Origin of the sequence: Leuconostoc holzapfelii (assembly GCF_012396485.1) — a bacterium.
Classification (GTDB): domain Bacteria; phylum Bacillota; class Bacilli; order Lactobacillales; family Lactobacillaceae; genus Leuconostoc; species Leuconostoc holzapfelii.
The window spans coordinates 1-14316 of record NZ_JAAXPO010000004.1 but is presented as its reverse complement, the minus strand read 5'-3'; the positions used below and the strand labels follow the sequence as shown (position 1 = coordinate 14316).

Below are 14316 nucleotides of genomic sequence, written 5' to 3'. Positions count from 1 at the left end.
TTTGTTTATTTAATTGTTTAGCCACGAACGACCAAAACATCAACTTTAGCAGTTCGTGTAACGAATTCAGTGACTGAACCAATCACCAAACGCTCAACGGCGTTTAATCCTGTTGCCCCAATTACAATCAAATCAGCCCCAACTTCGTTAGGCACTTCTTTGGCAACTAATGCCTTAGGTGAACCATATTCGATCAGGTAATCAACATTTTTAACACCGGCATCAAGCGCTTGTTGCTTGTACTTTTCAAGGCTCTTACGTGTTTCTTCAGAAACAGCTTCAACCATTGTATCGTCAAAGCTCGCAACATTTTGGAAAGCACGCGTATCAATCACATTTAAGATTGACAAAACGCCTTGATCACCAGCGTCATTTGCTAATTCAATCGCACGAACGAGTGCTGCTTCTGATTCTTTTGAACCATCCATTGGCACCAAAATTTTGTTGTAGTTTGCTGTCATAAGAAATCTCCTTTAGTGTATTTATACACTAAGTATAACGCTTACATTGAAAAAATAATAGTATTTTGCTGTGATTCAGGTATAAAAAAAGCACCCACCGAAATGGATGCACGGGACATGCCCGGAACACTCGTGATACCGTTAACCGCTACGCAGATTTTCCTCGAAATTATCGAGGTGGATGGTGCATCAGGATTGTCAGATTACCGAATGAAAGGGCAGATCTTCTAAGTCAAGAATTCCCAACCGAGAAATAAAGGTTGTAAGGAAAAAACTGATGGTGTAGCAATGCGTATATCTGAGGAATTCAACAACTATTATACCGCTAAAATACGCGCACAACCAGTCTTGACATTTTAACCAGTAGCCAGTCATTGCAGGCCTTTTTGCTGTTGTGCTTTTAATGTCTTATAAATATCTTGGAATGATTGTTCAATTTTTGAGTTGCCTTTTGGTTGGAAATAAGTCACCTTGCGTAAGTTGTCAGGCAAATATTGCTGTGGTACCCAGTCGTTTTCGTAGTCATGGGGATAGAGATAGTCAGTCCCATGGCCCAAATCAGCCGCCCCTTGGTAGTGCGCATCTTTGAGATGTAGTGGGATGTCGCGGCTCTTGCCATGACGGACATCGGTCAGTGCGGCATCCATGGCAAGATAGGCGGCATTTGATTTGGGAGATAGCGCCAATTCAATAATCGCATTGGCAAAGGGGATACGTGCTTCTGGGAAACCCAGAGTTTGCGCGGCTTGAATGGCAGTCACAGCACGTTGGGCCGCACCAGGATTTGCTAGCCCGATATCTTCGTAAGCAATGACTGTTAAACGGCGGGCGAGAATGTTGATATCACCGGATTCGATGATACGGGCGGCGTAGTGTAAGGCGGCATCAACATCTGAGCCGCGAATAGACTTCTGTAGCGCTGAGATCACATCGTAGTGCGCATCGCCATCTTTGTCCGCTGAGAGCGCTTTCCGTTGCACGGTTTCTTCGATAATGGGCAAAGTGATATGGATCTGTTGACTGTCGTCTGGCTTGGTAGATAAGACAGCCAACTCTAAGCCGTTTAATGCGCTGCGTAAATCGCCATTTGTTGCACGTGCGAGTTGGTGGCGGGCGTTGTCGTCAAGGGTGACGGTGTAGTTGCCCAGTCCGTTTGCTTGATCGGTTAGTGCCCGATCTACGGCGGATAAAATATCCTGTTCGTTTAAGGGTTCTAACTGAAAGATTTGCGTTCGCGATCGAATGGCAGGGGTGACATTGATATAAGGGTTTTCCGTGGTGGCGCCAATTAAAATAATGGCCCCAGATTCCAAATAAGGTAATAAGAAGTCCTGCTTGACCTTATTTAAACGATGAATTTCGTCTAAGAGCAACACGACAGCGCCAGACATTTTCGCTTCTTCAGCGACAATTTGTAAATCTTTTTGACTGTCTGTGGCGGCATTGAGCATGCGAAAGGCGTATTGGGAAGAACCAGCAATCGCCGATGCGATGGAGGTCTTACCAATACCCGGCGGGCCATATAAAATCATAGAGCTTAAGCGCTTTGCTGCCACCATACGCCAGATAATTTTACCTTCGCCGACAAGATGCTGTTGCCCGACAATTTCTTCAATTTTAGTTGGACGCATACGATATGCGAGTGGTTGTTGCATAGAGCGCGCAGCCTTTCTGGTTAGTTTAAGTGAAATAAATTTGGTCGATGTTAACGGCTTCATCGGCAGCTAGTAAGACGGCAATGGGATCGTCTTGTGTGGCTGACGTTGCGACGTGTGATAGCAGCGTGAAAGGATGATTGGTCCGTGCAGCTATCGCGACATAGGCTGTAAAGCTTGCGCCTGCTAAGTCTTGGTTAATAAGTATTTTTCCAATTGGTTGTGCTTTGAGTGCGGCTTCAAATTGTGACTGAATGTTAGTTTGGTTGACTTGAGATGCTTTAACAGCCACAATAACACGTTCCCGAAACGTGCCAAGATACCGACGTTGTTCATCAGGGTTGATTTGCGGTTGGCCGCCACCAAGTTGTTCGTTTTGCAAGCGTTCATTGATGTCCATTGTTATTCTCCGATACGTTGTAATAAGTCTATTATACGTTATCTTTGGTTTTGTTTCGAACCTTGATCGGTCACGTGAGTAGTATGTAGACCTAGAAGCGTGAAAAAAATGGCACCACAGCCCAATAGGAGAATCAAAAAACTGATGATTAGTGGGCTTAAAAATGGTGCCCCGACTAACATTAGGCTAGCCAATATTTTGCTGATTTGAAATGTTGCGCCATTAAACGCGATATATGCGCCACGTTGTTGTGCTGGCATAAGTGTCGCCAGTTGTGTTTGGCGAATTGGTGTGCAAAGTAATTCGCCAAATGACAAAATGATGCTGGATAATAGTAACCAATAAAAATGGGTTGTACTGGCTTGGATCGCGAAACCGCTGGCGAAAATGATAACCCCGACAATAAAAAGGAGCTGTTGATTGTGTCGATTCAGCCACAACGAAAAGGGTGCGGTAAAAAGCACAATAATTAGTGTGTTCGTTGTTGTCAAAAGGCCAATCATCTTTGTACCATCAATCGAAATGGCGCCTAATCGAAAAGGCACAAAATTTTCTGCGAGGTGGACGGCAATGAAATTGTTGCGTTGAAACTCGATGCTGAGTAATAAGATACCGCCAATTGTAAAAAGTACGAAAGCAGTATCTTTTAAGACAAGTTGATAATTTTGTAATAAGGCGGACAGACCGAGTTTGCGATCACTTACTTTGCGCTGTGGCTGTGTTTCAGTAATTAATTGTGTTGTGAAAAACCAAGAAATACTGTTAATGAACATTAATCCAGCTGTTAACACGATGAAGTAGTCTTGAAATAGCCAACTACCAATCATTGTGCCTAACATTAATGATAGATTGCCTGCCCAATAATTTATGGCATACATGTACGTACGCGTTTTCTCTGTGGAAACGTCAACGAGCATCGCTTCGCTGGCTGGATTGATTAAGCCGCTGGCAATGTTACCGATGGTTAGCATCAAAAAAGTTAGATCTGGAAAATGATAGACTGGCAAGTTCGCACAAAAAATGCCAATGGCAACTACTAGTTTTATGGTTTCACCAACGCACAACAAAAGGCGTCGACCCAAAATATCTGTGAGATACCCACCGTAGATGCCGGCGAAAAAAGCGACAGTAATATTGCATAACATCAATATACCAGCGATTTGAGCGTCGTAAGCATGGGTGAGATAAATCGCCATGAATGGAAAAATGAGTGAACTGCCAAAACGACTTAAAAATTGTGTTTTGATGCGCGTTCTAATATTAGGGTGCAAACTATGCCACATACGCCTAACCTGCCTCTCTTTGTGTATGGTAAGATTATAAAATAGACGTAATATTGTTAAAATGGACAACTTTTCTAAAATATGTCCACTTTTAAAAAGAGGTAAGGTGTATGTTAAAACGTGAATATATTGAATTACGTGTGCGGTACTTAACCCGAGGACAGGTTATCACAGTTAGGACACAGGAGTTAGCGACATTTTGGCACATTTCAAATAAACAGGTCCAACGCCGTTTGCATTTTTATGAATCTAAAAAATGGCTTACATATGAGCCGGGACATGGTCGTGGTCATGTATCACGTCTCACTTTTTTACATGATTTTCGTGAGGAAATTGTAGCGGAGTTGGCGGATGCCATGCGTTATTCAGATCATGCAAGGATACTCTACTTAATGCAGTTGGCGGTACCCTCAAGTTGGTTGGCTGACTACCGACAAACATTCACAAATTTTCTTGGGGTACAGACCACGCCAGCGAACAAACGTGTTTTGCGTCAGATTATGACACGGCCGATTACGACGCTTGATCCGGTTGCGGTATCAATTTATCATGAATATCGTTTGGTTTTACAGTTAGGTGATACACTGCTTAACTACGACAAAATTTTGAAACCGGGGTTGGCGCATCATTGGCAGTCCGATGATGCGAAAAAGGTGTGGACATTTTATTTAAGAAAAGGCGTACCATTCCATAATGGTAAAGTCATGACGGCAATCGATGTGAAAAATACGTTTGAACGCGTGCGGCGACAACTCGGAGAAGCATACTGGCAATTGGCAAATCTCAAGACGATGACAGTGATTGGCTTGGATGTTATTCAATTTGAGTTTAAAGAACCGGAACCGACGTTTCCACGATTTATTACTGATGCCAAATATGTCATTATAGATTGTGATGTGCCGTTTGACATAGTGAATTGGGTGGGCACTGGTGCGTTTCAGATAAGTGAAAAAACAGCGACAACATTGAAGCTGCAAGCGTTTGATCATTATTATGGTTTGCGGGCGATGATTGATGAAGTAGAATATTTGATAACTGATAATACGCATATTGCTGAGCAGCTGTTTAATCCCGAGGATTATGGTTATTTTAATTACATTAAGACAAAACGGCTTGTTCCAGGCGCAGAATTTATCATTGCTAACCTGCAAAGAAAAAGTGTGATTCAAAACCAACGCGTACGTGCAGCTTTATATGATGTGATTGATATGCGTTTTTTTGACCAGAAAACTGGGACAATAGCCAGTCACTATGACAAATTAGATACTGTGGTAGATACTGAAAAATCATTAGAGCGCGCCAAAAAGCGATTAAAACAAGCAAACTACGCCAATGAACCGATTGTTTTAGCGACACTTGCTCACATTAAACCAGCACAGGATATGGCAGATTGGATTCAAAAGCGTGCGCGACAGGTTGGCATTAACTTACAGGTGATAACGTTTAATTTTCATCAAGATTATTATACTGATTTTTTGGAAAAAGAAGCCGATCTCGTGATGTTAGCAGATATTCCGATGAATCCTGATGTGTTTTCGTACCTTGAATTTATCACTAATCCAACTTTACTCATACAAAAGATGTTACCAGCTGCGCAACGTGCAACATTGCAAGACATGGTGAGGCTTTTTAAACGCGCTAGCAGTGCAGAAGAACAACACGGTATTTATCTGCAAATTGACAATTGGTTAGTAGATCAAAATATACTGATTTACACGATACATGCGGTCCGCGATGTTTATATCCATCAATTTTTGGCTAATGATGCATATGAGTTTGATTACAAGAATGCTTGGTAAAAAGACAATAAAAAAACACCACCCGAAGGTGGTGTTTTTTAACCAAATTTGGTTTAAGAGATTAACCCAAACGGTTGTAGTATTCGACGATCAAAGCTTCGTTGATGTCGGCATCTAATTCTTCACGTTCTGGCAAACGTACCAAAGTACCTTCAAGCTTTTCAGCATCGAATGATACGAATTGTGGACGTGCAACAACTGATTCAACTGCAACTTGGATAGGCACGATGTTCTTTGACTTATCGCGAACAGAGATCACTTGACCAGGTGTTACGTTGAATGAAGGAATGTCAACACGCTTACCATCTACCAAGATGTGACCATGGTTAACCAATTGACGTGCTTGTTGGCGTGTTGTTGCCAAACCAAGACGGTAAACAAGTGAATCCAAACGTTGTTCCAACAAGATCATGAAGTTTGTACCGTGAGTACCCTTACGGATCTTACCAGCTTTGTTAAACAAAGAATGGAATTGACGTTCTGTCAAACCATATGTGAAACGCAACTTTTGCTTTTCGCGCAATTGCATACCATATTCAGAAACCTTGGCGCGGCGTCCGGCACCGTGATCACCAGGTGCGTATGCACGACGTGACAATTCCTTACCAGTACCTGACAATGAAACACCCAAGCGGCGTGAAATGCGCCACTTTGGACCTGTATAACGTGACATATATATGTCCTCCAAAATGTATTTTGTCGTACATTTGAGGGTAAGCACCAGATGCGTGCAGCGCCAAACTTGACGTTTCTCAGTGCCAGTAGCTATGGCCTTACTAACGATTTGGGGACGCTGTTGACGCGCTTCTTTACTTACTGCTACTCAATATAACAACTTCTCCCAATATACCAGAAATTGCTTAAATTAGCAAGTTATTAAGAAAATTGTAAACGAATTGAGATTTAGCAAAAAACAAACGGAAAAACTGCACAAGCAAAACTGGCGTGATAGAATTGGGGTATCAATAAAACTGGGATAAGCACACATGAATTTAATTATATTAGCAATTGTTTTGGGTATCGTTGTCATTGCCTATTTGGGCATCTTTGTGATGCAGCGGGCAACGGTCAAAAAAGTCACGACCTTTAAGGATAGAAAAGCACAGTTAATGTCTCTCAAGGTACGCGAAGAACTGGTTGAAGGTCGCAAGTTGGCCTTAACTGGTCAATCTTTGAAAGAGTATCAAAATCTTGAGAGCCGTTTTAATGATGTCAAAAATAATAAGTTTTTAAAGATTGACCAACAGGCTAATTTAGTTTTGTTTGAAGTGCGTGGGATTAATTTTATTAAGACGCGCCATGAACTTGCCCGTTTAGAGGCCATGGTTGATGACACAGAACAAACGATTCATGATGTCCGCAGCGGCTTGGTCGAACTAAAGAAAATTAACGAAGCACATCGCGAAGCCATTAATGATTTGAAGAAAAAGTATGATGATTTGCGTAAGCGTTTATTAGCAGAAAACTTCAAATTTGGCCCAGCCAATGCAGCTTTGGATCAATTTCTAAAGCAACTCGAAGCAGATTATGACGAATTTACACGATTGACTGAAGCCGGTGATCATGCAACGGCTTCAGACATCTATGAACAGCTTGCCATGGAAACCACGCAAATGGAAAAAATGATGACGGATATTCCGGCATTGTTTGAAAAATTGAATACAGTTTACGTGGACCAATTAAATGAATTGGCACAAGGGCATGATGAATTGGTTGCCCAAGGCTATGTTTTCCCTAACGATACGTTGCAGCAAGAATTAGAAGCAATTGACCAACAGCGACAACAGGTGTTGAAATTGCTGGGTGAGTTAAAGCTAAAAGAAGTAACCGAGCAAAATGGGTATATCGAACGCCGCATTGATACGCTTTATGACATGATGGAATCAGAAATCAGTGCGCGTCAGCAAGTTGTAAAGTATGCGGATCAACTATCTTCTGATTTATTGCGTTTACGTGAACAAAATAGCACACTGGCCATTGAATTAGACCGCTTAGGTCAAAGCTTCCAATTCAACCATCGTGAACTGGAAACACGGCGTGTCCTGCTTGAACAAATTAACGCTGCTGAGGAGCAAGTGAATTATAATGATGATTTGTTAGAATCCTCAGAACTGTCATATAGTGAATTACGTGCGAAGCAAGAAGCTTTGCTCAAGCACTTCTCGGAAATTGAAACACAACAAATTGATATCTGGGAAAAAATTTCAGGTTTGGAAAAAGCACAACGTTCAGCGCGGCAATTTGGCGGTGAATACCAACAAGAAATTGAAAAAATTAAGCATGCGGTTGAGCGCATGAATCTGCCTGGATTACCAGCCATTTATCTGGAATACTTCTTTGCGGTAACAAATGAACTCGGCCGGCTTGCGAAATCCCTCAAAGCAGATCTCGTTGATATGGATGAAGTGCAACGGCAATTAAATATTGTTTCTGCAGATATTGATACGTTGAAAGAAAAGACTGATAAATTGGTTGATCAAGCTGCGTTAACCGAGCAATTGTTACAATACGCTAATCGCTACCGCGCATCCAACGAGCGGGTGGCTGCTGCAAGTGAACAAGCGCGTATGTTTTACGAAAGAGATTACAACTACGGTAAAGCACTGGATGTTTTGGGACCAGCGCTTGATAGCGTGGAACCTGGTGTGTACGAAAGGTTAGTTGACGCCTATATGCGTCGCAAGACACCACTCTTATAAGTTAGCACAATAAAAAGGACTGCATCCATCATAGCAGTCCTTTTTATTATGATAACTTTGAATGTTTAACACCGTACATGATGTACCAAACAATCCCAGCGACTACCCAGATGCTAAAGAGCATTAAGGTGTTGGCTGGTAACTTCGCGATCAAAAGTAAGCTAATCACGCCTGCGATAAACGGTATAACTGGATAACCAGGCACTTTGAAACCGTCATGTGCTAAGTCTTTTCGGCGACGTAAGATCAAAATACCGAAGTTGATGAAGGTAAAGGCCAACAAAGTACCGGCATTAATCAGACTGGCTAACGTGCTTAATGGAATGAGTCCAGCAAAGACCGATTCAACAACGACAGCGATGATTAACGCATTGACAGGAAGGTGTGTGCCGGGCGCAATTTTACCCAAGCCCTTTGGTAATAAGCCGTCACGACCAAATGAATAAGTGAGTCGCGATGAGGCGTAGACTAAAGCCAAGATTGCGGTAAACATACCAATCAACGCGCCGACTGTAATCACAACCGAGAATTGCGTTTGATGAATAGCTTGTAAAGCAAAGGCGGCCGGATCATCCACACCTAGCGATTTGTAATTTACAATACCAGTGAGGACGACTGAGAACAAAACGTAAAGTAAGGCTGAAATTAAAACGGTGCCAATGATGCCGCGTGCCATGGTCTTTTGCGGGTTTTTAACTTCAGCAGCGTGTGCTGCAATTGTATCAAAGCCCAAGAAAGCGAAGATAATACTAGCAGTAGCGGCCCATATGCCATTTAGTCCACCAATTCCAGAATGGAATTCTTTTGGATAAAATGGCACATAGTTGGTGTGCTTAATAAAGAAAGAACCGCCAATGATGAATAGTCCTAAGATGGCAACTTTCAAAATAACAGCACCGTTTTCCACCCTTTTAGAAGTGTTCAATCCGCGGGATAGAATCGCAGTGACAAGCAAGATGATCAGAACAGCAAACAGGTTCACGACACCGCCTTCTAGTGGTCCAGCCATGAGGCTTTTTGGCATGTGAATACCAAAAATTGTGAGCAGGTCACCCAGGTAGGCAGAAAAACCAGTCGCAATGGCGGAAACTGCTAAAAAGTATTCCAATATCAGCGACCAACCCAACAACCACCCGATCACTTCACCATAAATGACACTACCATAGGAATAAGCAGAGCCTGCTACCGGCATTGCTGATGAAAATTCAGCAAAGGCCATCCCGGATAATCCTGAAAACACAGCGGCGATTAAAAAGGCGACGGATACGGCCGGTCCAGCGTGTTGCGCTGCCTCGTGGCCGGGTAGGATGAAAATTCCCGTACCGATCACGGTGCCGACACCAAGGCCAATCAGGTCACGTGTCGTCAAGACGCGGGTCATATGAGAATCTGCTTTAATGTAATTATGAACAGATTCTCGTCTGAATGCTCTTGTGAAGATAGACATAATATTTCTCCCATATTATTTTAATTTAAACATAACTATTATTTTAACAAGTTGACGCGTGAATGTCTAACGTTGCTTGTAAAGATACGATACAATAGTAGTAACAATGAATCAGGATACAGGATATATGAAAGAGAATAAAGTATTTGTGATTACTGGGGCAACTGGCGTCGGCAAAACAACCATTGCACGATATTTACAAGATAATTTTCGTATGCCTCGTGTCATAACGCACACGACTCGTCCACCACGTGATCGTGAAATCAATGGTGTTGCTTATTATTTCGAAGACGATGCTTCCTTTGAAAAAAACCATTATCTTGAACGGGTGAACTATGCGGGTGCGCAGTATGGCTCATCTTATGAAGGTTTGCAACGTGCATGGGATAAGCATCCCTTTATTACGATTGTCTTGGATACGGCTGGTGCGATCACTTATGCACGTGAACTAGGTGAACAGGCTGTCATTATTTTTGTCACGGTGACGAGTCCAGATGTACTGGTAGAACGGGTTCAGGTCCGCGGCGATGACCCAACTGCGATTAAGCACCGCGTCGCCTCACCAGAATTTTTACGCGACGTTGTCCTACCAGACGCTTTAAAAGGGATTGCCTACGAGTTAGATAATGATGATTGGGCAAGGACAAAGCGCCAGCTTGATCGGTTTGTGCAGGATATCATCAACGGTCGGCGGCGGTCAAAAAATTACTGATGCAAAACGATATGATAAAAAAATAATAGATTACTTGACAATTCGGTTTAATGAGATTATGATTATCTCATAAATAGTGAAGGTTTTTTAACAAATGGCAATCAAACACATCAAACATGCAGATCAATTTTACTTTTGGTATTTCGGATAAATAGCCGACTGCCAAAAGCGTTTTGCGTTGGTGTTCGGATGATCTACTTCCGGATGCCAAATACGTTGTGTGTCAGATCCAACCAGCGTACATCCGGTCGATACCGGATGTACGCTTTTTTGTTAAACCACGTCGTAAAAAGGATATGAGGAGAAATTTATGCCACACGCAAAACCAGCCTTGTTGTCATCGTTCAACCAGCGCTTAGACTTGGTGCAGCCCAGTGCGATTCGCGCTTTTGATAATGAAGTCAGCGCGATTCCAAACATTTTGAAGCTCACCTTAGGGGAACCGGATTTTAATGTGCCTGAACATATTAAACAAGCCGCGGTCAAGTCGATTACTGATAATGATTCACATTACGCGGCATCAAACGGTACGTTGGCTGTCCGTGAAGCGGCGGCGGGTTTCTTAGCTGATCGTTATGGTTTGGCGTACGATGCTGCGAGTGAAATTATTGTGACCGTGGGCGCAACGGAAGGCATTTACACGGTAGTTACCTCCCTGCTTAATCCAGGGGACAAAGTGTTATTGCCAACACCGATCTTTCCTCTTTATATCCCGGTCACCCTTGTTGGTGGTGGTGAACCAGTGTTTATCGACACATCAGCCAATGATTTTGTGTTAAGCCCAGACATGTTGCGTGCGGCGATTGCAGCACACGGGGATAAGATTAAGGCCATTGTGTTAAACTTTCCGTCTAACCCAACCGGTGTGACATATAATGAAGCGGAAGTACAAGCTTTGGCTGAAGTGTTGCGTGAGACAGATATTGTGGTCATTTCAGATGAAATCTATTCTGAATTAACATATGATGCATCGCATGTCTCAATGGCTAAATATTTGCCAGAACAAACGATTTTGCTCAACGGTGTGTCCAAGTCGCATGCGATGACAGGTTATCGCATTGGTTTGCTTGCTGGGCCGGCTGAACTGGTTGCTAAGTTAGGCTTGATACATCAATTCACAATTACAACCCCAACGAACTCGGCTATGGCCGCCGCTGCGGAGGCTTTGGGTACGGCTGCGGGCAAAGCCGACACACTAGCGATGAAGTCGGAGTATCAAGCCCGGCGAGACTTTGTTTATCAAACAATGACGGCGCTAGGATTTGAGGTGCCAAAACCAGCTGGGGCGTTTTATATTTTTGCCAAGATTCCGGCTGACTTTACCCAAGACGACGTTGCTTTTGCCCGCGATCTGGCTGAGAAGAATCAGGTGGCTTTTGTCCCGGGTTCAGCGTTTGGTCCTGGTGGTGAGGGGTATGTGCGTTTGAGCTACGCGGCGTCGATGGCAACTTTGCAAGAGGCAATGTCGCGGTTAACGGCTTATATTTTGGCGGGTCGCGATGACTAAAATATTGATGACGAGTGTTCGTGCGGATGAAGAACGGGCGATCCAAGCATTTGCACAAACCCACGATCTTGACATTACCCTATCACGTGAACCGCTTCATCCAGATAATATGACTGATTTTAGTGCCTACGATGGTTTAATTGTGCAACAAACGGCCAAAATCGGTGGCGATTTGGCCTTCTATCAGCATCTCGCGCAGCAAGGTTTAAAACAAATTACAACGCGAACGGCCGGTTATGACATGATTGAAGTGGGGCTTGCTCAAGCAGCAGGTTTAAAGGTGACTAATGTACCAGCCTATTCACCGCGTTCAGTAGCCGAAATGGCGTTGATGCAGATTTTTCGATTATTACGCCGCACATGGGCTTTTGATCATCGTGTTGCTGAAAATGACTTTCGCTGGGCCGGCCTACAAGCGCGCGAAATTCATACGGTTACTGTCGGTATTATCGGTGCTGGCCGTATTGGCGGTACGCTCGCGCAATTGCTTCATGCCTTGGGTGCACGTGTATTAGCCTATGATACACAACCGCAAGATAAACACCGCGCGTATTTAACCTATGTGGATAAAGCAACGGTATTGTCTGAAAGTGATGTCATCAGTTTACATGTCGATTTAAATCCGTCATCGGTGGGTTTGTTACGTGCGGCAGATTTTAAACAAATGCAGTCGCATGCAGGTCTAGTCAACGCATCAAGGGGTCAGGTAATTGATACGACCGACTTAATTGCGGCGTTGCAAACTGGTGAAATCGAATCGGCCGCGTTGGACACGGTGGTGGGAGAATCAGCAGTCTTTAATCAGGATTTACGCACCCAAGGTGTGGCGGATACACAGATTCAAACATTATTAGATCTGCCCAATGTGATTCTGACACCACATGTTGCATTCTATACGAATTTAGCAATCCAAAACATGGTTGAGACAGCGTTAACTGATGTGCTACGCATTATCAACGATTTGCCAGCGGAAAATGAAATTTAATCAAGCGCTTTTGCGCGTACATATATAGGTAGTTAACTGCGATATACTAACGGGAGAATCATGATGAAGCAAAATATTAGTCAACGTCAAAGGGTCAAGCAATTCATTGTCACTGTTTTAAATGGGATCAGTCTGGGGATCGTGATTACACTGATACCCAGTGCGTTAGTGAGTCAACTTGTCTTGTTATTCCCAGATAATGTACTTGCCAAAGACATTAGTTTTATGACGACTTTAATTCAAAGCACACTACCGTTAGTTGCAGGCTTTGCGGTTGGCCAATTATTCAAGCTCTCTACCATTGATGCTGGTGCGATTGCGTTAGCAACCTTTGTGTCGTCAGGTGTCGTGATGAAAACACCAACGGGGATGGTGATCAATGGCACAGGGGTTATTTTAAACATTGTGCTAGTTGTACTGTTGGCAACGGCTTTAACCAGATTGACTACGACCATTTTTGGTCACTTTAAGATGTTATTGCAGCCACTTTTTGTTGTGATTGTAGCGGGTGGCTTGGGGTTAATGACATTAATGCCATTACGCCTAGTGCAAACATTGATGGGCACGGCGGTCGCTGCTGCAACACATCTGACACCAGTGCTAATGGGCGCAGTTTTGGGGGCTGTGTTTGCTTTCTTAGTCGTTTCGCCGCTATCTTCTGTCGGCATTGCCATGGCTATTAATTTATCGGGCGTTGGTTCGGGTGCAGCAAATGCGGGAATTGTTGTGGCGAGCTTCACTTTGGCGGCGATGGGGGCTCGTGTGAATCCGATTGGGGCCACATTGGCCCATTTTATCGGATCACCTAAAATTCAGATGGCTAACATGCTCATGAAGCCAAAGCTATTTATCCCGACCACGATTGGTGCAGTCATCATGGGGATGGTGGCGAGTATACTGTCGATTAAGGGGACGCCATTTTCTGCAGGATTTGGCTTTTCAGGTTTAATTGGTCCGTTAACTGCCTATACATACTCTGATAAGACGCTGTCAGCAGGGATTCAAATAATCCTTGTTTTCGTGATTTTACCTGGCGTGTTAGCATTTGCGCTCAAGTGGTTGTTTATTGATAAATTGCACCATATACAACCAGATGATTTAAAGTTAACGCTACAGTAAAAGAATAAAGCAAACGGCACGAGAAAAGGGCAAGGGAAAAACGAGTAAAAAGCGAACGGCAAAAGTGAAGAAAGGGGGTGATAAAGGGGATAAACGAACGTGTAAAATAGAAGACAAAAAAAGGTTGACTGAGGGGAAGAAAGGCGGTATATTAGTATATGTTCTAACGGCGGCGCAAAAGCAAGGCATAACTTGAAGGAGCGATTCGTAAGAGTTGCGTAAAGAAGTAGTTGACAAGTGATTAGCAAC

General features: G+C 43.4%; 12 protein-coding genes. 6 read left to right on the top strand and 6 right to left on the bottom strand.

Translation table 11 applies throughout. From position 1 onward, the window contains the following. Positions 1–17: 17 nt before the first annotated feature. The 4 genes from HF966_RS04045 to HF966_RS04025 form a co-directional block, all read right to left on the bottom strand. On the bottom strand, positions 18–461 hold the full coding sequence (locus HF966_RS04045; RefSeq protein WP_168676491.1) for a universal stress protein: 444 nt from the start codon (positions 459–461) through the stop codon (positions 18–20). A gap of 371 nt (positions 462–832) precedes the next feature. Then, positions 833–2116, bottom strand: a complete 1284-nt coding sequence (locus HF966_RS04035; protein ID WP_168676489.1) for a replication-associated recombination protein A — start codon at positions 2114–2116, stop codon at positions 833–835. A 25-nt stretch (positions 2117–2141) separates the two neighbouring features. After that, complete coding sequence (locus tag HF966_RS04030; protein ID WP_168676487.1) at positions 2142–2516, bottom strand: YueI family protein; 375 nt, start codon at positions 2514–2516, stop codon at positions 2142–2144. A 38-nt stretch (positions 2517–2554) separates the two neighbouring features. Beyond that, positions 2555–3799, bottom strand: a complete 1245-nt coding sequence (locus HF966_RS04025; RefSeq protein WP_168676485.1) for an MDR family MFS transporter — start codon at positions 3797–3799, stop codon at positions 2555–2557. Between the two features lie 110 nt (positions 3800–3909). On the opposite strand from HF966_RS04025, the gene HF966_RS04020 reads away from it, so the two are divergent. Then, a complete protein-coding gene (locus tag HF966_RS04020; RefSeq protein ID WP_168676483.1) occupies positions 3910–5598 on the top strand; it encodes an ABC transporter substrate-binding protein in 1689 nt (562 codons plus the stop codon). A gap of 61 nt (positions 5599–5659) precedes the next feature. Here HF966_RS04020 and rpsD read toward each other — a convergent pair whose 3' ends face one another. Beyond that, a complete protein-coding gene (rpsD, locus tag HF966_RS04015; protein WP_168676481.1) occupies positions 5660–6271 on the bottom strand; it encodes a 30S ribosomal protein S4 in 612 nt (203 codons plus the stop codon). A gap of 313 nt (positions 6272–6584) precedes the next feature. On the opposite strand from rpsD, the gene ezrA reads away from it, so the two are divergent. After that, complete coding sequence (gene ezrA / locus HF966_RS04010; protein ID WP_168676480.1) at positions 6585–8297, top strand: septation ring formation regulator EzrA; 1713 nt, start codon at positions 6585–6587, stop codon at positions 8295–8297. A gap of 46 nt (positions 8298–8343) precedes the next feature. On the opposite strand, the gene HF966_RS04005 is transcribed toward ezrA, so the two are convergent. Continuing rightward, a complete protein-coding gene (locus HF966_RS04005) occupies positions 8344–9744 on the bottom strand; it encodes an APC family permease (protein ID WP_168676478.1) in 1401 nt (466 codons plus the stop codon). A gap of 127 nt (positions 9745–9871) precedes the next feature. Here HF966_RS04005 and HF966_RS04000 point away from each other — a divergent pair, with 127 nt between their 5' ends. From HF966_RS04000 to HF966_RS03985, 4 genes are all read left to right on the top strand, one after another. Next, positions 9872–10456: a nucleoside/nucleotide kinase family protein gene (locus HF966_RS04000; RefSeq protein WP_168676477.1), complete on the top strand. Its 585-nt coding sequence runs from the start codon at positions 9872–9874 to the stop codon at positions 10454–10456. A gap of 310 nt (positions 10457–10766) precedes the next feature. Then, complete coding sequence (locus HF966_RS03995) at positions 10767–11963, top strand: aminotransferase class I/II-fold pyridoxal phosphate-dependent enzyme (RefSeq protein ID WP_168676475.1); 1197 nt, start codon at positions 10767–10769, stop codon at positions 11961–11963. Beyond that, complete coding sequence (locus HF966_RS03990; protein WP_168676474.1) at positions 11956–12948, top strand: NAD(P)-dependent oxidoreductase; 993 nt, start codon at positions 11956–11958, stop codon at positions 12946–12948. The genes HF966_RS03995 and HF966_RS03990 overlap by 8 nt, the downstream gene beginning before the upstream one ends. 63 nt (positions 12949–13011) lie before the next feature. After that, positions 13012–14067 carry a PTS sugar transporter subunit IIC gene (locus HF966_RS03985; RefSeq protein WP_168676779.1) on the top strand — a complete coding sequence of 352 codons (1056 nt, stop codon included), beginning with the start codon at positions 13012–13014 and terminating at the stop codon, positions 14065–14067. Positions 14068–14316 lie beyond the last annotated feature (249 nt).

Excerpts from the sequence above, each read along its gene's own strand:
- HF966_RS04045 (WP_168676491.1), bottom strand. The coding sequence starts at position 461 with ATGACAGCAAACTACAACAAAATTTTGGTGCCAATGGATGGTTCAAAA.
- HF966_RS04035 (WP_168676489.1), bottom strand. The coding sequence starts at position 2,116 with ATGCAACAACCACTCGCATATCGTATGCGTCCAACTAAAATTGAAGAA.
- HF966_RS04030 (WP_168676487.1), bottom strand. The coding sequence starts at position 2,516 with ATGGACATCAATGAACGCTTGCAAAACGAACAACTTGGTGGCGGCCAA.
- HF966_RS04025 (WP_168676485.1), bottom strand. The coding sequence starts at position 3,799 with ATGTGGCATAGTTTGCACCCTAATATTAGAACGCGCATCAAAACACAA.
- HF966_RS04020 (WP_168676483.1), top strand. The coding sequence starts at position 3,910 with ATGTTAAAACGTGAATATATTGAATTACGTGTGCGGTACTTAACCCGA.
- rpsD (WP_168676481.1), bottom strand. The coding sequence starts at position 6,271 with ATGTCACGTTATACAGGTCCAAAGTGGCGCATTTCACGCCGCTTGGGT.
- ezrA (WP_168676480.1), top strand. The coding sequence starts at position 6,585 with ATGAATTTAATTATATTAGCAATTGTTTTGGGTATCGTTGTCATTGCC.
- HF966_RS04005 (WP_168676478.1), bottom strand. The coding sequence starts at position 9,744 with ATGTCTATCTTCACAAGAGCATTCAGACGAGAATCTGTTCATAATTAC.
- HF966_RS04000 (WP_168676477.1), top strand. The coding sequence starts at position 9,872 with ATGAAAGAGAATAAAGTATTTGTGATTACTGGGGCAACTGGCGTCGGC.
- HF966_RS03995 (WP_168676475.1), top strand. The coding sequence starts at position 10,767 with ATGCCACACGCAAAACCAGCCTTGTTGTCATCGTTCAACCAGCGCTTA.
- HF966_RS03990 (WP_168676474.1), top strand. The coding sequence starts at position 11,956 with ATGACTAAAATATTGATGACGAGTGTTCGTGCGGATGAAGAACGGGCG.
- HF966_RS03985 (WP_168676779.1), top strand. The coding sequence starts at position 13,012 with ATGAAGCAAAATATTAGTCAACGTCAAAGGGTCAAGCAATTCATTGTC.